This window comes from Thermincola sp. GK-1, from assembly GCF_059412445.1.
On record NZ_JBSQAT010000019.1, the window covers coordinates 1 to 18,788 of the forward strand.

Genomic DNA, 18,788 nt, shown 5'->3' on the forward strand with positions numbered 1-18,788 from the left:
CTCACCATCATATCTACCTTTTTTGACATAAGTTATCCACAACCCTGCTAAACGGTAATTTCCTTAACAACAAAAAAGGCTCCGCTAATGCGAAGCCTTAGTTGTCCCTTTCAGTGCAGGAATCTATTGCACGTTTTTCGATATACCGGCTATTTACTACGAGGATAAAGTCAAAAGATAATTTTTTCCCTTCCAAACAACAGCGTACGATTAGGCTAGGGCCTCCTCATAGGCTTTCAGTACGGCAGTTTGAATTACTTCCCGGGCGCTGGAGGTAATGGGATGGGCAATATCCCGGAATTCCCCATCCGGCGTCTTCCGGCTTGGCATTGCTACAAAAAGCCCGTTCTGCCCTTCCACAACCTTTACATCGTGAATAACAAATTGATCATCCAAAGTTATTGATACGATGGCTTTCATTTTCCCGTCCAGATTGATCTTTCTAACCCGTACATCTGTAATATTCATTGTGTTCACCACCTTCCTGTTGCTCCACTTTCAATGCTAAAATTCGATATTCTTCATTTTGGAGCAAATTCCTGCTTTTGTCTGCGGAATTTTTTGAACTTTCAATCATATATTATTTGACATTATCTGTCATTATTTGTCGATAAATGTCGCCTGCAAAAGAAAATAACCGGGGCTACTGAGCTACCCCGGCTAGCTGTAAACTTCATTGACTGCCGCAAAATCATCTATATTTGTTAAAAAGCCTGAATAACATACCAAAAACGGGCAAAAGTACCTACGCGGTCTCTTCCAGCTTGGACATTACCAGTTCCAGGTCCGCCGGTTTATCCACATCAACCCCAATTTCCGGGTAATCAGAAATAACTGCGGCGCCGGTGATGCCAAGTAACTCATAAACTTTTTGCTCAATTTCACTAATCGAGAGTTTATGTAAAAAAAACTTTAACAACAGCTTCAACCCCAGCAACCGGCATAACTTAACAGGTTGTTTCCTCAATTTTACCACTTCTACAGCCACTTCAGCCAACCTATCCAGCACATGTGGTTTCAAAAGCATGATATTGCCGCCCGTAAAAACCCCTTCCACAAGACTGACATAAGTTCTCTGGGCCTGGGGATAACGGGCCTTTACTGTCTCCTGGCTGATGATGGGATAATAAAAATCAGCCTCCCTTTCACAACACCTGGTAATAAAATCCTCGATAGCGGCGGTAGTGAGCAGTGGAATATCAGAGCATACCACCAACACAGGCCCCGTCGATTTTAACAGCTCCAAACCCCTTTGCAGGGTTTCAATAACTGTTTCTCCTCCATCAACCAGACTGACCTGTGGTCCTATGATTTCCGCCAAATTGCCCTTAGGGCCGGCAACAACGATTCTGTTTACGTTTTCGGCAGCCAGCAACGCATCGATGACATATTCCACCATATACTTTCTGCCAATTTTAATCAGGGCTTCATCGGCAGCACTACTGCACCCCTGAAGGGCTCCACGGTTAGGGCTACCGGCCAAAACCACAGCATCGATTTTCATGGAATAATCCCCTTTTCAGAAAGATTACTCCGCAGACTTGAATCCTTTACCCTCCCGTTTTTCTCGCAAAACATTAAGCATAATATTTTCTGCGTTCTCTATATGTTCAGCAGCCAATTTCTGAGCCAATTCCACATTCCGCTCTGAAACGGCTTCCACTATTTTCTTGTGCTCTTCCAATGCATATTTCATACGGCCCGGCGAAGCAAGCGAAGTAGTCCGGAAACGCTGAATTTGCTCCCGCAGGTTGCTGATAATTTGCACCAACCGCTCATTCCTCGTCGCCTTGAACAGAACATCATGAAATTCAGTGTCAACCTCAATCAACTTATCAAGGTCATTAGCCTGTACGCACTCGCCTATTTTAACCAGAAGCCGCTCCAGATTTTCCAACTCTTCTTCGGTAATTCTTTCCGCCGCCAATCCGGCCGCCAGGCTTTCTAAAGCAGTTCTAATTTCAAATACATCGGCAATATCTTTCATAGATAAGCCGGCAACATAAGCCCCTTTACGGGGCACCATGACAACAAACCCTTCGAGCTCCAGTTTTCTTATAGCTTCCCTGACCGGCGTCCGGCTGACACCCATCTCTTCTGCCAATTGTATTTCCATCAACCGTTCCCCTGGCTCCAGGGTGCCGTTAATAATAGCTTCCCGCAGCGCCTCAAATACTATTTCCCTGAGGGGTTTGTAATTATCCAGTGATACGGGTATTAATCTCCTCTCCATGTTATCCATCCTTCCCGCTGATATGTACAATTAATATTCTGCCCGGGCTAAAATATTTCCTGCTTCTCCTACGCTTATAGTATTAGTTGTCAATATCCGGTAAGAAGCAGGAAAATTTCGCTGCGCTGTTGCACATAAATCTTTGGCCAGTTCCGGCGAGCGGGTAAAAGCACAAACAGTAGGACCGCTCCCCGACATCAAAACCGCCTCCGCACCCCAATCCACCAGCCTTCTCTTAATATCCTGCAGCACCGGATATAAACGCAAAGTAACCGATTCCAGAACATTTCCCATTCCCCGGTAAATATCCACAATTTCGCCCCGTTCAATACCGTTTAAAACCAGGTCCAGATCCGGACGGCAAAGCCTTTCATGAAACCTGAAGTTTTTGTAAACCAAAGCTGTTGAAACGCCAAAATCCGGTTTAACCAGGACCATCCACATGGTAGGCGGCGACGGCACACGGGTTAATATTTCCCCTATCCCGCGGGCCACCGCTGTTCCCCCGAAAATGCAGTAGGGTACATCAGCCCCGAGACGCAGCCCGATACGCATAAGCTCTTCTGTGGAAAGGTTCAGGTTTAACAGTCTATTCAGTCCCTTTAGAACAGCGGCAGCGTTAGCAGAACCTCCAGCCATCCCGCCTTCCACCGGAATACGTTTGGCAATAAAAATGTCTATGCCATAATTTAAACGGGTCAAATCAAGACCTGCAAAGCGTAACAATTCCTGAGCTGCCCTGTAAGCTATGTTAGCAGCATCCCGGGGTACAGATTCGTGATCAGATAATACGCTAATCTTTTTTTTCGGGGACAGCCGGATCCTTACATCATCATGTAGCTCCACCTGCTGCATTAGTGTTACCAGCTCGTGGTATCCATCTTCCCGTTTACCTGTTATGTCCAGGGTCAGGTTAATTTTTCCATAGGCAGGTACGGTAATTTGTTGCATACTCTATCTAACCTTTCCAACTTGGCATTTTTATAGTATGTTTGCCATTCGGACAAAAAATTCCTTCATTTTAAAAAGCCCTTTGACCTGTAACCCTGCTGCGGGCAGCATCAGCGGCCTTTTCTCTAATCTTTTTGACTTTGGCAAATTCACCAAAGGCGCTTAACAGGTTCACCACAGGTTCCAGTTTTTCGTAGAAAATCACCACCAAATCACCGCGTTCGGCAATTTCTACGGCCTTTAGAACCGCATTTATTTCTTTTAAAATAATGATTACATCCTTACCGGAACAACCGCCGGCCTGGACTCCCTTTTTGAGAAGGCTAGCTACCTCCCCCGGCTTACGTCCTCTTAGATCAGCGTCTTCCTTGATTATAATTTTATCAAAACCACGCCCGGCAATTTGGCCTACTTTAATAATAAAATCGTCCTGCCGGTCTCCCGGGACTCCAATAACCCCGATAAGTCTTTTATGCTTCATCTTCTTTGCAGTCGCCAGCACACTTTGGTACCCGGCGGGATTATGTCCGTAATCGACGAGGACTTTTACGCCGGCCACTTCAAAGAAGTTTAAGCGTCCCGGATTGCCTTTTAATCCAGGTTCGAAACTTAGCAACCCTTCTTTAATTTGGGCAACCGGTATGCCTAGACCCAGGCAGCCTGCCGACGCAGCCAGAACATTTTCCACATTATGAAGAGCCTGGCCTGATAAAGTACATGGAATACTTTTTACCGAGGCTATCTTTACCACGTGGTTGCCTTTGGCATAAACAACAAAGCCATTTTTCACAAAAACCGCCATCCCACCGGCCCCCAGGTGACGCCGTATGGTTATATTGTCCGATGCCCTGGAAAAATAAATAATATTTCCCCGGCAACGGGAAGCCACATAACTTGCCAGCCTGTCGTCAGCGTTTAATACAACATAGCCGTCCCTATCAGTGGCTTCGGCGACTACAGACTTCACAAAGGCGAGATCTTCCAGGGTTTCTATGCCGTCTATACCCAAATGGTCTTCGCTTATGTTCGTAATGATGCCAACATCGCAGCGGTCAAAACCCAAACCGGCCCTTATTATCCCTCCTCTGGCTGTTTCCAGGACAGCCACCTCAACGCTGTTATCCCTTAGAACGGTTCTGGCGCTGACCGGGCCGGTCATATCCCCTTTGGCTATAAGTTTCCCATTTACATAGATGCCATCTGATGTCGTCATCCCTACTACATTGCCCGCCGCATGCAAAATATGGGCTATCAACCTGGTGGTTGTCGTCTTTCCGTTGGTCCCTGTAACTGCTACAATAGGTATGCGCGATTTTGTCCCGGGCGGAAATAATTTGTCAACGATTGCCCTCGCCACATTACGCGGTTTCCCCTGTGAAGGGTAATGATGCATTCTTAGGCCGGGCGCCGCATTTACTTCAATTACCGCGCCATTGCAGGAGGTCAAGGGTATGGCTATATCCTCGGCTACCAGGTCAATGCCCGCTACATCAAGACCTATAATTTTCGCGGCGCGTACGGCCAATGCGGCATTTTCCGGATGTACATTATCAGTGACGTCAATAGCTGTACCCCCTGTACTCAGATTGGCGTTTTCCCTCAGCAATACGCGGGCGCCTTCAGGGGGTATGCTTTGCAAGACAAAATTTTGTTTAGCCAGAACCATGAGCACAACCGGGTCAATCTTGATCTTGGTCAGGGGTTTTTCATGCCCGTCTCCCCGCAGGGGATCCCTATTGACCTGCTCAATCAATTGTTCAATGGTGCTTTCCCCGTCTCCCGTCACTGAAGCAGGGATTCGTTCGGACGCTGCCACCACCCGGTCGTCAACAACAACCAGCCGGTAATGCCGGCCCGTAATAAACTTCTCTACTATCACCCGGTCACTGTAATTGGTGGCCACAGCATATGCCTTTTTAACCTCACCTTCACTGCGCAGGTTCAAGGCAACCCCTTTACCCTGGTTTCCGTTAAAGGGTTTGACTACGACAGCATTATTAATTCTTTTCATTATATCCAGAGCTTCTTTTTCCGTTCTGGCCACCCCACCGTTCGGTACAGGAATGCCCGCCTCGGAAAGTATCTGCTTGGTAAGGATTTTATCCCCTGCAATATCGACGCCTATACACCCGGTAGCATCGGTAATACTGGCTTCTATCCTGCGCTGATGACAACCGTAACCCAACTGGAGGATACTGCCTTCGCCAAGGCGCATCACGGGAATATTGCGTTTTCGGGCTTCCATGGCAATTGCTTTTGTTGTAGGCCCTAAATCAAACTTTAACGCCGTCTCTTTAATAATTTCAAGTTCTTTATCCAGGTCAATGCTACCACCCTGCAGTAAGGTCATAATCAGGTTTACCGCCGCTCTGGCCGCCTGAATCCCGGCTTCTTTTGATTCATACTCAAAAATTACTTCGTAGATGCCGGGGGCCTCGGCTTCACGGGTTTTGCCGTAAATTACATCGAAACCGGCTAAATGCTGTAATTCTAAAATAACGTGTTCCAAAAGGTGACCAAAAAAAGTGCCTTCGCGCATACGCTGGACAAACCCGCCCGGCCGACCCAGCGAACAGTAGTGTTCCTGTAGCGTTGGCATAAGCCGCAAAACCGCTTCAATTAACGTCGGATGCCGGTCAGTGGTTACTCCTGTTAAATTTTCCAGGTCTACAGTCAACTTGATTACCGGGCGGTGCGAATATATATTTATTCCCTCGTAAACCCGAAATTCTAAAATCTTCATTAAAAGCGAAAACCCCTTTCCCAAACATCGCAGATATTTATCAAATCAATACCTGGAAAAATCAAACTTTTATCAAATCAACGGCTGGCGGTTTCTCAGGTTAAACCCGTAACCCGCCGGAATTACATGCAATCGCACACCATGCAAGGCGAGATTTTGGTCCGGTTCCAATTCCGAAACATTGGTATAAGTTGCCTCTTTACCATCCACAATAGTTACTGTCCGGGACCCTATAACATCGAGACGGGCATCTGCCCCAACGACGACGGCTGTATCTTCATCAATACCTATCCCTAAAACATAGGGATTATGGGCTACGGCTGCCAGTAACCGCCCCAACCTGCCACGTTGGGCAAAATGCTGGTCAATGACCGTTTCTTCCAGTAAGCCCAAACCAGGCGCCATCCTTAACGAGTTTTTTCGAGGCGCACTGTCGCTGTCACCTTCAACAATCATCGTATCACTCATGGCGGATGCCCCCGCACTGGTCCCCGCAATGACCACCCCGTTTTTATAAGCTCTGGCCAGGGCCTCATTGACAGGAGTACCGCCCAGAATACTGGTTATCCTCAATTGGTCCCCGCCTGTAAAGAAAATGCCGGTCGCCTCAGAAATAATGTTTACGGCTTTTTCCCCTTTTGCCTCCGTTCTGCTGGGCAAATCCAGTATTTCAATCTGACCGCCTCCCAACCGGCCAAAAATCTGCAGGTACTCTTTTCCCACTGCCTCCGGTTCCTTGGTGGCAGTAGTCATGATGACCAATTTGCCGGCTTTGCCTCCTGACAATTCAACAAATCTTTTTAATATGGCACAATCCCCTTTTTTATCCTCCGCACCGCCGATAATTAAGAGATTACCGGCTACCTTTTTCCCCATTAATCCGACCTCCGCACGATAATTACACACCACTTATGTTTCCCTTTTTTGCCATTTTTATTCCAAAATCGCTTTTTTACGCAATTTAGCTCCCTAAATCATATGTTAATAAAAAAATATTTTCAGGTGATGAAAAATGCGTAAAAACACTTTGTATAATGACGAACCCTTGTATTCCAACATCCTCATCAGGGTTGACGTTACCAACCGCTTGCTTTACCTGGAAAGAGGGAACCGGACTACGCAAATTTATCCTGTTGCCGTTGGCAAACCATCCACCCCTACCCCCCCCGGCACTTATTCAATAATAGAAAAAACAGTCAACCCCGGAGGAATCCTGGGCACTCGCTGGATGGGGCTTGATATTCCCGACGGACCTTATGGGATTCATGGCACCTGGAACCGGGACTCCATCGGTAAGGCCGTTTCTAACGGCTGCATCAGAATGTACAACGAGGATGTGGAAGAAGTATTCAGGCAGGTCCATATAGGCACCACCGTCATTATCTACAGGTAAAAAAGGGGCTGTACTTTGGGAGCTGTTCACAAAGGTCATGCAAAAAATTTGGGAGGTTAAATGATTTCAAAATCATTTAACCTCCCCTTAATTACACTATATTTTATTCATCACCTTAAATGCTTCACAGTTCATACAGCGATGCCGCTTCGATTTGGCGTCTCCCTGCTGAACCCCGCCACACCAGGTTCCGGAAATTAACCAACAACGTTTTTCGTTGCTTTTATACGCCGGACATTTGCCCCTGACTTCCATGCTGCAGTTCATTATATCCCAGCAGTTTTCAGTAATCTCACGCATCTTGAACTTACCCGCCGTCTCACTCAGACGGTCCGCAGTCTCAGCCAGAATACCGGCGGCGTTAGCTATTGCCTCCGCCGCAGCCGTCATTTCCTCGGTAGATGCCGAAACTTCTTCCGCTGAGGCCGAGCTCTGTTGGGTAACTGCGGCAATGTTTTCCATAGCCAAAGCAACCTGTTTACTGGCTTCCCTCAATTGTTCTGTGGCGGCTGTATTCCCGTGGCTGATAGCGCTCACATTATCGATAGCCTTAACGACATCCTGGCTGCTGGCCGAAATTTCCTCTGCCGCTGCCGAGATATTCTGTACCTGTTGATAAGTCTCTTCAACTGTGGCCAGGATTTCTTTCAGGGCATTACCGGCATCAAGGGCCAGGTTACTGCCTTTTTCAACTTCACCGGTACCCGCTTCCATTGCTGCTACTGCCATGGCCGTTAATTTTTGAATGTTTGTAATCAGGTCGGCAATTTCCTTGGTGGCTTTGCTACTGCGCTCGGCCAGTTTCCTGACCTCATCGGCCACTACCGCAAATCCCTTACCGTGTTCCCCGGCGCGAGCCGCCTCAATGGCCGCATTTAGCGCCAACAGGTTGGTCTGTTCCGCAATATCATCAATTACCTGGATGATTTCGCCGATCTGCTGCGAATGTTCGCCCAGTTCTTTAATCTTATTGGCTGTTTCGAATACCTTCTCTTTTATTTCATTCATGCCTTCTATGGTTAATTTTACGGCTTTTTCACCCTTGTCGGCGGCCTGCCTGGTCTTGTCGGCAGATAAAGCGACGGTCTGGGCGTTGACAGCAACATCCTGTATAGAGATAGCCATTTGATTTACTATTTCCACTGTCGAAGCTACATTGTTTATCTGTTCTCCGGCTCCGTCGGCAATCTGGCGGATAGCTGTGTTGACCTGGTTCACAGTCTCCGATGTTTCGTTAATATAGGTAGTCTGATTAGCAATACCTTTGGCCACTTCCTGAATAGCGCCGGCCACCTGCTGGGTGGATTTGGCTGCTTCATCGGCATTGGTCAACAGGTGCTGGCTGGTAACAGCTACTTCGTTAGCGCCGTTTAATACTTCTCCCAACAGCTCGCGCACATTCTTAATCATCACGTTAAAGGACTCTGCCAGGTCCCTGATTTCATCCCTGGTATTTACATCAATATAGGAAACAGAAAAGTCGCCGGCAGCCATTTTTTGGCTGCGCTCTACCACAGCCTTAATGGGCGCGGTAATTTTGAAAGGCAGGTAAAGTCCCAAGCCCAAACCGACGACAATGGCAAGAATCAACAGAATTGCCGTAATGTATTGGGTTGTTTTTAAGCCCTCATGCATTTCAGTGTTGGATTTTTCTAAGTCCTCCTGGATTTGCTTTTCCAACTGAGCGAACAATGGGTCCAGGTTTTTTCTTTTTTCCCGCCCAACCTCCAGGGACAGTCTTTTTGCTTGCTCCATATTGCCGCTTTTATAAGCGTCTACCACTTGTTTCTGAATAGCGGTAAACTCTTTATGTACTTTTTCTATCTGCAGGAAAATTTCTTTCTCATTTTCCTCAAGAACTGGCAGTCTCTGTTCTATTATTTCATCTACCTTCGCCGCTCTTTCCTGCATTTCTTTTACAAACTTTTCTTCACCGGTTAAAAGAAACCCTCTTTCATCATTGGCCTGGCCGGCTATGCCTGATTTGATACTATCCACAATACCCAGGTTCGGTAGAACTTCTTCATGGATGCCATCAAACACTTGCAAAGTTTTTTGCGTATTGCGGAAGCTGAAAAAACCGATTACTACCAGGAAAAGGATCAGCACAATGTACCCAAAAAATATTTTCCCCTTCAGCCCCATTCTCATTTTAGTATCCCTCCGCCCATTAGATTTCGTTCAATATTCGACAAATTGTGGCATTTTCTTTTTCGTTTTCGTTTTAAACTCACTCCGGCCGGCCTCCTTTTTTTGGCAAAACTATTTATTCACGTTTTTCGACATTTTGCTCAATTGTCCTGCTTTATTCGATAAATACCAAAACCCTTACTTGTAATAAATGTAATTTCCACAAAAATTATACCGGTATAAAAATTTACTGTTAAAATTGCCGCAAATAGGCTCTGTATCTTGCAGCAAGCCATCCATAACCGGTAATTATAACATCTTGTTTTTTTGGAAAGGCAAATGTATAATAATTACATTGATATTAATTTTAAAAGGGGAGCTTCAGTTAGCGCTCCCCTGAAAAATCATATGGCAGGAATGCCGGTTGTCCCAGATGTATGGCGTCGATTAATCGCCTCAGCTATGGCAGTTGGTGCATAAGTCGTCGCCGTTTTCCTCAACCAGTAATGCTGGGTTGGTGCTTAAGTGTGGGAAAGTACCTCTGCTGGGATAACCGGCTCCTTTTGTATTAAAGTCCACCCAAAATGCCGCGTCAACATTTCGCGGACTGGCGTGACACTGCTGGCAGGAAGGCCCGGAATAGACTGCATAGGCCACGCTGCCGTCAGGGCGGGAAGTGCCGGTCATGGGGTCTATACCCAGCATAGCGTACCACTTGTTGCTCCGCGGGTCAAAGCTAAGGTCGGCGTCGCTGGCAGGAACAGGATTGCTGTCAATCAGCACATATCCCTGGTTCATAACCTTTGCTACGCTGGAACCATTAATCCAGCCGGCGCTGTTATTCATACCGGCGCCCAGCAGGTCATAACCGGGGCCCTCCGCGTTCACCGGGTGATTAAAGATTTCACTGTAGACCCTGTTGTAGACAACATCATCAACGGTCATATAATTCTCGTATCCCCGGTGGCATCCGGCACACCATTTGGCACCATAGGAACCGCCGGTGTCAATGCCGTTAACAACCCTTTTCAGTAAACGGTTGGTCAGGAATATCTTCCTCTGTCCGCTGCTTAAGCCCTCTTCCGTAACCTTAACCTGTGATTCACCCAGGTAAATACCAACAGTGTTGGCCGTAATTCCGTGCGGCGTGTGACAACTGTCACAGGTAAAGGCGTTGCCGGAAAGTTGCCCCTGGTCTCCCGTGTAGAGAGGGGCGTTACTACCGTCTGCGGCACCGGCAGGGATTAAAGTGGAACCGAAAGTAGAATTGTAAGTAAATCCGTTAACGGTGCCGAACACCCGGTGGGAAGATTTTACGCCGTATCCGTAACGCGGGTCCGGCAGGTCGCTGGCAAAATAAGGAGCATTACTGCTGCCGGTAATATCATGGCAGAACTGGCAAGCATCGGTAACCGTCTGGCCAGGTAGCAATATGGGGTTATCAGCATCATGCACTTTATGACATATCTGACATTTGTTAGTACTGGCGGTATATCCGCCATGGGGGCCGGTAGTACCTGTCGCGGCGCCGGCATGGCAGCCGTTGCACTGGTCTGCGGCATAACGTTCAGCCCAACCGGTGCGGTCACCCAGGTCTTCATGGGCGGCAAAAGCAACTCCGCCGGTAAGCATAAACACCAGGGTGCTCACTGTTACCGTGACCGCGAGCATTATCATGGTACTCAAGGTTGCCTGAATGTTGAGTGTTTTTTGTTTCCCTGGTAATTGAAACAACTTGTCCACTCCTCAAACTCCTCAATTAAATTTGATAGACCACTAAAGCAAACTATTCTTTAATTTGACACCTTTATGTAAGATTTGCGTATATTCGACATTCTAAGAAACAGTATGATTAAGTTTCAACATATTTCTTTAAATTCCTTTTGCAATGTAATTATTTTTCTTTGGACCAACGTATAATTGCGTTGTATTGATTTTCACTGGATTAATTTATATAATAAATAATGTGAATGACATCACAATATACTGTTCGGGGGGTGGCCATCACTTGTCAAGGCTCAAAATAATGTACCTGATAATTGGAGTAGCCCTGCTGTCTCTGGCAGCCGGGTGCGGCGGCGGTTCCCCGGGTGGAAAAGAACCAAAGGCCGCAGCGCAAAAACGGGTTATTAATACCTATCTGGAAGGCCTCAGGGACCTGGACTGCAACAAACTTAAACAATCGGTTACATACAGCGTCTACAGCTCCTGGCCAACAGACAGGACTAAATTTAAAGAAATGCTCGCCGAGCGGCAGAAACCGATGGGGACAATCAAAACCTGGGTGCTCGAAACAAACCCCTATGTCGACGAACTCAACAACCAGACGTTGGTCCGCGCGACAGTTACTACCGATAAATATAAGGTGATATTAAAATTTGACCTGCGCAAATATGGCAATCAATGGCGGGTTTATGGAGTGGAAACAGAGAAAACAATTTCCCTGCCTAAAAATTCGGCGCCCTCCGTCCTCCCGCCGACAGGTAAAGCTGATGATAGTTCCAAAGCCAAAACAAAATAAGTTTTTACCCCTACCAAGAAAAAACTGCAACCTTTCGGTTGCAGTTTTTTTGGCCTTTACGTCATATTACGGCAAGTTAGCGGTACCGTGGCAGTTGGTGCAGAAGTCATCACCCGATTCAGCGAGCAGAGCCTTATTGGTGCTTAAGTGTGGGAAAGTACCTCTGCTGGGATAACCAGGTCCTTCTGTGTTAAATCCTGCCCAGAATGCCGCATCAACGTCACGCGGGCTGGCGTGGCACTGCTGGCAGGACGGGCCGGTACCGGTTGCATAAGGAACGTTGCCGTCGGGACGCGGTGCATCGCTATTGAGCGGGTCATTGGCAAGCATGGCATACCACTTGTTGCTCCGCGGGTCACCGTTCAGGTGAGCGCCAGGATCAGGGGTACCCCTAGTATCAACATAGACATACCCCGCAGCGGTAACATCAGCCGCTGTTTTACTGTTAATAAAGCTGACACTGTTTGCCATACCGGTACCTAACAGGTCATAACCAAGGCCGCTTTCGTCAACAGGATGGTTGAACACATCGGAATGGTTATTATCACGTCCCTGGTGGCATCCTATACACCAGGCCGAACCGTAGGTGGTACCGACATCGACATTGTTAACGGTTCTCCTCAGGATCCGGTTGGTCAGGTAAATCTTCTCGGTGCCGGCAGGCATGCCGTAGCTGGTCGCCTTAACGTGGGACTCGCCCAGGTACTTGTCTACCACCTTGGCAGCGAGAGCGTGCGGGGTATGGCAACTGTCGCAGGTAAAAGCAGTTGCGGAAAGATCACCGGTACCTGTGGTATCTAATGTGGCATCACCGCCGGTAGCATCATCACCGCCCGGGATGGTGAGGGAACCATAAGTAGCAAAATATACGGTGCCGGCGACTGTGCCGAATACCTTGTGCGCGGACTTAATATTGGTAGTCGGTATGTCACTGGCAAAATAGGGAGCCACGTCTGTTCCGGTCAGGTCATGGCAGAAATTGCAGGCCTCCGTAACAGTGGCGCCCGGCAGTAATTTTGCATTGGCAGCCTTGTGCACCTTATGGCAGGCAATACACCTGGTGGTAGTGCTGGTATACCCGCCGTGCGGACCGGATGTGTGTTTGTCGGCCGTATCATGGCAGGCGGAACACCCTTTGGCGGACATTTCTGCCCAACCGGTACGGTCACCCACATCGGTATGTGCTGCAAAAGCGACACCTGCAGTCAGCATAACCAGGCATAGGGTCATGACAGCAATGATACCCAGTTTGCGCATCATTTTCACCTCCTTTCCCCGATAGTCCTTTGATACCGGGCTTAGCCCGGCAAAACTAATCTACCTGATTTTCAATAACAAAATCGGTCAGCCTGATGGCCTGCACCCTGTCGTTTGCCTTATCGGCCACATAAATGACCTTATCTTTTGTTATGGCTATGCCGTTGGGAAAATTGAAGGTCCCGTCATCAACGCCCCGCTGGCCCATCTCCGCCAGCAGTTTCCCCCGCGGGGAGAGAACCTTGATATTAAAGTCGAAAGAATCAATCACATAGATGTTGCCGTCAGGCCCAACGGCGATATTCCGCGGCAGCTCAAACTGCTGGGGTTTTTTGTTGAAATTGTCCCAGGCATCGACGGGCTGACCGTATACCCACTTAACTTTGCCGTTCTGGTCCAGGGCCTGGACACGCAGGTTATTAGAGTCGGACACATAAATGGTTCCGTCATCCCCCACGGCAATGCCGTTAGGCCGGTCAAACTGGCCCTCTTCTTTCCCCGGCATGCCGAAATCCTTGACAAACTTGCCCCTGGTGGTGAAAATAACCACCTGGAAAGGGTTGGCTATATAGACTTTCCCGTCTTTCACATCCAGGGCCAGCGGGAAAATATCGGTCGCCGTTCCTCCATAAGGGCCCTTGGGAAACCAGTCTATAAATTTACCCTTGTTGTCAAATACCTGTATTCGCTGATTCGCCAGGTCGGCCACAAAGATATTGCCCGTTTCTTCATCGATGTCAATTCCATAGGGGTAATTGAATTTCCCGGGGCTCCAGGTAGCCTTGTAACCGGGGGCGGGATGGGCCACCCCGCGTTCGCCGAACTCAAACATAAACTCGCCCCGGCGGTTAAACACCACCACCCGGTTATTCCCGCTGTCGGTCACATAAATGTTGCTGTCTTTATCCGTGGCCACCGACATGGGCTTGTTAAAGGCCGGCAGCAGGCCCTTCCCCGGTCCGTAGACGGCAAACAAAAATTCGATATTGCCGACCCTCTTTGGGTTAGCGGATACAACCCCGCCGCCGCCCAGGTCCGGTATATTAAAATAGATGTATGTTATCAGAGCCAGGGTAACAGTCAACACTGCAGCAGTAACATTGGCCAGACGTTTCTTCTTCATCCTAAACTCCTTTCAACCGGTTACTTTAGTTTTTCCAGTCCGGCAGTCGCATCCGGATCGTCAGGAACAAACTTCAGTACCTCCTGGTACTGTTCTTTGGCCCTGGCCTTATCGCCCATTTTTTCGTAGGCCCGCGCTTTCAGCAGGTGTAAATCGGCCTTGCCAGGCTCCAGCTTGAGTACCTTATCGGCCACTTCGATGACCTCACCGTACTTTCCCTGCGCCAGGTAGGTTTCCCCCAGGCCTATGGCCGCAATGACGTGATTGGCTTTCAGATCCAGAGCCTTCTTATAATATTTTTCTGCCTCCGCATATTTTTCTTCTTCCTGGGCAATCACCCCCAGGTTGTAGTTGGCAGCCAGGTTATTCTTTTCAATTTTAAGAACCTCCATGTACTGTTCCCGGGCCTTTTCGTACTCTTTCATGGTCTGCAGGGCATAGGCCAGTTGCAGCCTGGCATTGATGTCAGCCGGGTTTTTATTCACCTGTTCCATAAAGCTTTTCAACCGCGCCACCTCGGGCGCCACCGTCGGTTCCTTGGCCGTGTACTTCCTTACCGTCAGTACCCCCATCGCAATATTGGCCACTACCAGAACCAGGATCAGAACTATAACGGAAACCGGCACTTTCTCCTGTTGTTGCATCGACACTTCGGACAACTTGACCACTCCTGTTAAATCTTAATTAATTACGTATTTCACAAATTACCGGGGAGAATATCCCTGCCTTTCTTTTTGCTGACCGGCTATTCTCGGCATTTTTGCTAATAATCATTCTAGCATAAAGTTCCAATATTATTATCGATATTTTCTGTTTTGGACTTTAGCCCATTTTTATTACAAATTTATTAATTTTTTACGAAGCAGGCTATTAACTTTTCATTGGCGCAACCCTCCTGACAGAAGATAATTCATCTTAACAGGAATCATTCACCAAAATGGCACTCGTTGCAGTGAATAACTGCCGGGTGACAGATAAGGCACCTGTTCCGGTCATAACCGCCTAACTGATGTTGAATGTTAAACCCGGGTGGATGGGGTTTATTCTTCATATGGCAGTCCATACAGAAATTGGGACTTGTCCACGGCGCTCCCGGGTTGACAGGGTTGGCCGGCGAATGGCAAAGGTTGCACACTGCCTGCCCTTTAGCATAATATACATCCTTATGCCGGTATTTGAAACCGGGTGAATGAGGCATTTCCAGCCCGTGACAGTCAACACAGGCCACTGCCATATCTTTTTGTTGGGGAGAGGTCTGGTGGCAGTAATTACAGTTTTTGATCCCCTGTTCCCGGACCAATGTCGTATGCGTTTTTACAATGTCTTTTGTATGCGGCATCTTCCGCCCGTGGCAGACACTGCACGATGCCGTATCCGCCGGTTGCTTCGGGTCGGCGGGTCCCTGCGCCACCTTTGCCTCATGGCAGTTGAAACAGGTCCTCACCCCAACTTCTTCTATGGCCTGTATATGGCGCTCCTTGTAATTTTCAGGGTGTGGCATCTGTACTTTATGGCAATTCTGGCATAGAGGCTCTTGAACGCCCCGGACATGGCACAGGCGGCAGTTCTGTTTAGCCAGATAATCCCGGCCGTGACTTGTTTTAAAGTTATCGGCAGCATGGGAAGGAGGCTTTCCTATCTTTTTATCATGGCATTTCAGGCATTGCTGCCTGGTAATCTCTACTTTCCGCCTGTGTATCAAATCGCCGTGGCACTGTTTGCATGTAATTACACCGCTGCCAGCGTGCTGAAAATGCCCGTAGTAGTCTTTTCCCGTCTGTGAAAATATTAAATCCCCGTGGCAATTCAGGCAGCGGTCCCATACCCGGTCTCTGTTTGCCTGGTTAGAATGACCGGCGACCATAGTAAAAAGAAACGCCAGTTGTTTTCGCTTTGTGTCGATATAATTAGCAACAACATCGGTATACCTGGATACAAATTCAACAGTCTTGCCAAAAGCTTTTACTGCCCTGTCAGTTGTGAGCATATATCTGGGGATGATTTCCTCGTCCTTGGTCTGTTCACTTTTCATTTGGATTTCGGAATCCGCATGACAGCTATAACAATCAATCTTGCTGTGCCCCGATTTTCCCCATGAACTGTAATAGGGCTGCATGGCATGGCATATTCCACAGAACTCAGGTCGTTCAATATAATTAAGACTTTCCACAGTTAATATGGGTATGGCGATGAGAAGAAGCGCTGCAATCAACGCCAGTTTGGCCCGCCATTTTAACTTTGTTTTACGCTCCTCTACGGTAATCCCCGCCATTTCTCCACCACCCAGTAATTGCTAGTTATTTCGACACATCGCGATAAATATCCTGTTTTGGAATTGTGATTTATTTCTTAAATTTTTATAAATTCACCCCCTATTCAATAAACTCCTTGGTTTTTGTCAATTTAAAAAAAAGAAGCTGCCCCGGCATTTAACTTGGGCCAGCTTCTAACCCTTCAATGTATCTTGTTAAATCTTAAACTGATTTGTCATTTCCGCCAACCGACCGGCCAGCTCCTCCAACTCTTTTGACAACGTTGCCATTTCCTCTACCGTTGCCGACATCTGCTCCGTTGAAACAGATACCTCTTCGGCCGAAGCGGCTGATTCTTCAGCAATGGCAGATACGTTTTCGATAGCCGTCATAACCTGGTCGCTTCCTGCCGACATTTCCTGAGTGGCCGCAGAATTTTCCTCTGTTATTGCCGCGACAGCATTAACCGCCTGAACAACATTTTCACTGCGTTCGGAAATATCCTGGGCCAGCGCAAAGATTTTTTGAATCTGTTCAGTAGTTTCGCCTACGCTGTGCAGTATTTCACTGAGGGCCTGCCCGGCATCGGCGGCCAGCCGCGAACCTTCTTCCGCTTCTGCAGTTCCCTGGTTCATGGCCTCCACAGCATTGTCGGTTTCTTTTTGAATATTGGTTATCAAATCAGCAATTTCCTTGGTCGCTTTACTGCTTCTTTCCGCCAGCTTGCGCACCTCGTCAGCAACTACTGCAAAGCCTTTGCCGTGCTCACCGGCGCGCGCCGCTTCAATGGCTGCGTTCAGCGCCAAAAGATTGGTTTGTTCCGCGATATCATCGATAACCTGAATGATTTCGCCGATTTGCTGTGACCGTTCTCCCAATTGTTTAATACTGCCTGCTGACTGGAACACCGTTTGCCTTAGCTTCTCCATGCCGGCTATAGCCTCTTCCACAGCTTTTGCGCCTTTCTGGGCAGCGTTGGATGTATCCTCAGCGCTCCTGGACAGGATTTGTGTTCCATTGGCCACTTCCTGTATCAGACCGGCCATTTGCTCCATGGTGAGGGCAGTTTTTGTCACATTATTGGCCTGGTCGCTTGCACCCGCCGCTATCTGGCCGATAGCCTGCGTCAATTCCCTGATTATGTCAGCCGTTTCCTGGATGTGCCTGATTTGTGCCGTATTACCTTTGGCCACATCGTTTATGGCAGCGCCCACCTGTTGGGTGGCTAAAGCAGCTTCGTTACTCCCCTGGACCAGTTTGTGACTGGCGGCAGTCACCCGGTTAACGGCGTCGGCCATACTGCTAACCATAGCATGAATTTGCGCAAGGAACCTGTTGATAAACCGGGACACCCGTCCCAACTCGTCTTCTGATTCTTCCGGCAAACGCTGCGTCAAATCCCCTTGTCCCGAGGCCAGGTTTGCCGTGGCGACCATTATCCTCTTCAGGGGGCGGTTTATCTGATAGTAAGAGACCCCTGTTAAAACGGCTGTAATACCTATAAGCATAAGCAACATTTCTATGACGGTCCTGATAATGGCCGCAGTAACTGCTTTATCTATTTCCGTCAGGGAAAGTCCTACCCGGAATGCCCCCCAATGCTTTCCGTTGACCGTAATCGGATAGCTGATATCCCAGACCTTTTCACCGGTATCCCTCAGGTAATCCTGTTTTAAGGGAGTTTGTGTAGCTGCGGCTTTAGCTCCAACAGGGTCATTAAAAATCCTTTTTGCCCTGTCCGGATTATTATGAGTAGGTATGTAACCTGTTTTGGCTGGGTCATCGGCTTTGGCCGCCGGTACCGCAAAGAGAACATTTTTATCGGAATTTGCAATGCCCTTAATAATCGTCGACCAGTGGCTGTCGGTATATGCGTCAAAGGCTGAACGATATTTTCGGTCCTTTGCTTCCGCCGCATCTTGCAGCAGGGTATAATTCCTGTCAAATAAGGCTTCTTCAGTGATTACGCCGTTTCGAATATCATTTTCCATAACCTGTTCCAGGGCGGCAGCCCCCGCCCGGGCAAGGGCAAATCCTTGCGCTTCAACGGCTGCCTCCACCGTGTGGTGGACCTTGTTAACGGAATAGGCGGAATAAAATATCATAACCACCAGCAATGTAATAAATAAGGTTAGGCTTAATTTGAACGTCAGGCTTTTGGTCAGTTTAACCAAAAAAATTCCCC

Annotated in this window: 15 protein-coding genes; 2 read left to right on the forward strand and 13 right to left on the reverse strand. The window is 48.0% G+C overall.

Annotated elements, in window-relative coordinates:
* Nucleotides 1–210 precede the first annotated feature (210 nt).
* The 6 genes from spoVG to ACSNJE_RS13815 form a co-directional block, all read right to left on the reverse strand.
* Complete coding sequence (gene spoVG, locus ACSNJE_RS13790) at nucleotides 211–468, reverse strand: septation regulator SpoVG (RefSeq protein WP_013119051.1); 258 nt, start codon at nucleotides 466–468, stop codon at nucleotides 211–213.
* 277 nt (nucleotides 469–745) lie between these two features.
* Nucleotides 746–1,504: an NTP transferase domain-containing protein gene (locus ACSNJE_RS13795; protein ID WP_495252885.1), complete on the reverse strand. Its 759-nt coding sequence runs from the start codon at nucleotides 1,502–1,504 to the stop codon at nucleotides 746–748.
* 24 nt (nucleotides 1,505–1,528) lie between these two features.
* Nucleotides 1,529–2,233, reverse strand: coding sequence for a GntR family transcriptional regulator (locus tag ACSNJE_RS13800; protein WP_052218363.1), 705 nt, complete (start codon nucleotides 2,231–2,233; stop codon nucleotides 1,529–1,531).
* 30 nt (nucleotides 2,234–2,263) lie between these two features.
* Nucleotides 2,264–3,184 (reverse strand): 4-(cytidine 5'-diphospho)-2-C-methyl-D-erythritol kinase, encoded by a 921-nt coding sequence (gene ispE, locus ACSNJE_RS13805; protein WP_495252886.1) that lies wholly within the window; start codon nucleotides 3,182–3,184, stop codon nucleotides 2,264–2,266.
* 70 nt (nucleotides 3,185–3,254) lie between these two features.
* The gene (cphA, locus tag ACSNJE_RS13810; protein WP_495252887.1) at nucleotides 3,255–5,927 is read right to left on the reverse strand and encodes a cyanophycin synthetase; all 2,673 of its coding nucleotides are present in this window, start codon (nucleotides 5,925–5,927) and stop codon (nucleotides 3,255–3,257) included.
* Nucleotides 5,928–5,999: 72 nt separating this feature from the next.
* Nucleotides 6,000–6,803, reverse strand: coding sequence for a cyanophycinase (locus ACSNJE_RS13815; RefSeq protein ID WP_052218329.1), 804 nt, complete (start codon nucleotides 6,801–6,803; stop codon nucleotides 6,000–6,002).
* A gap of 136 nt (nucleotides 6,804–6,939) precedes the next feature.
* Between ACSNJE_RS13815 and ACSNJE_RS13820 the strand changes: the two genes are divergently transcribed.
* Entirely contained in the window at nucleotides 6,940–7,320 is a 381-nt protein-coding gene (locus ACSNJE_RS13820) for a L,D-transpeptidase (RefSeq protein WP_013119045.1), read from the forward strand.
* Nucleotides 7,321–7,416: 96 nt separating this feature from the next.
* Here the strand turns inward: ACSNJE_RS13820 and ACSNJE_RS13825 are convergent, their stop codons facing one another.
* Nucleotides 7,417–9,471 (reverse strand): methyl-accepting chemotaxis protein, encoded by a 2,055-nt coding sequence (locus tag ACSNJE_RS13825; RefSeq protein ID WP_495252888.1) that lies wholly within the window; start codon nucleotides 9,469–9,471, stop codon nucleotides 7,417–7,419.
* 435 nt (nucleotides 9,472–9,906) lie between these two features.
* Nucleotides 9,907–11,193, reverse strand: coding sequence for a cytochrome c3 family protein (locus tag ACSNJE_RS13830; protein WP_495252889.1), 1,287 nt, complete (start codon nucleotides 11,191–11,193; stop codon nucleotides 9,907–9,909).
* Nucleotides 11,194–11,458: 265 nt separating this feature from the next.
* Here ACSNJE_RS13830 and ACSNJE_RS13835 point away from each other — a divergent pair, with 265 nt between their 5' ends.
* Nucleotides 11,459–11,971, forward strand: a complete 513-nt coding sequence (locus ACSNJE_RS13835; RefSeq protein ID WP_495252890.1) for a hypothetical protein — start codon at nucleotides 11,459–11,461, stop codon at nucleotides 11,969–11,971.
* 66 nt (nucleotides 11,972–12,037) lie between these two features.
* Here ACSNJE_RS13835 and ACSNJE_RS13840 read toward each other — a convergent pair whose 3' ends face one another.
* From ACSNJE_RS13840 to ACSNJE_RS13860, 5 genes are all read right to left on the reverse strand, one after another.
* Nucleotides 12,038–13,228, reverse strand: coding sequence for a cytochrome c3 family protein (locus ACSNJE_RS13840; protein ID WP_495252891.1), 1,191 nt, complete (start codon nucleotides 13,226–13,228; stop codon nucleotides 12,038–12,040).
* 55 nt (nucleotides 13,229–13,283) lie between these two features.
* Nucleotides 13,284–14,351 carry a hypothetical protein gene (locus ACSNJE_RS13845; protein WP_495252892.1) on the reverse strand — a complete coding sequence of 356 codons (1,068 nt, stop codon included), beginning with the start codon at nucleotides 14,349–14,351 and terminating at the stop codon, nucleotides 13,284–13,286.
* Nucleotides 14,352–14,371: 20 nt separating this feature from the next.
* Nucleotides 14,372–15,001, reverse strand: coding sequence for a tetratricopeptide repeat protein (locus tag ACSNJE_RS13850; RefSeq protein ID WP_495252900.1), 630 nt, complete (start codon nucleotides 14,999–15,001; stop codon nucleotides 14,372–14,374).
* Between the two features lie 275 nt (nucleotides 15,002–15,276).
* Nucleotides 15,277–16,623 carry a cytochrome c3 family protein gene (locus ACSNJE_RS13855; RefSeq protein WP_495252893.1) on the reverse strand — a complete coding sequence of 449 codons (1,347 nt, stop codon included), beginning with the start codon at nucleotides 16,621–16,623 and terminating at the stop codon, nucleotides 15,277–15,279.
* Nucleotides 16,624–16,818: 195 nt separating this feature from the next.
* Nucleotides 16,819–18,777 (reverse strand): methyl-accepting chemotaxis protein, encoded by a 1,959-nt coding sequence (locus tag ACSNJE_RS13860; RefSeq protein WP_474773793.1) that lies wholly within the window; start codon nucleotides 18,775–18,777, stop codon nucleotides 16,819–16,821.
* Nucleotides 18,778–18,788 lie beyond the last annotated feature (11 nt).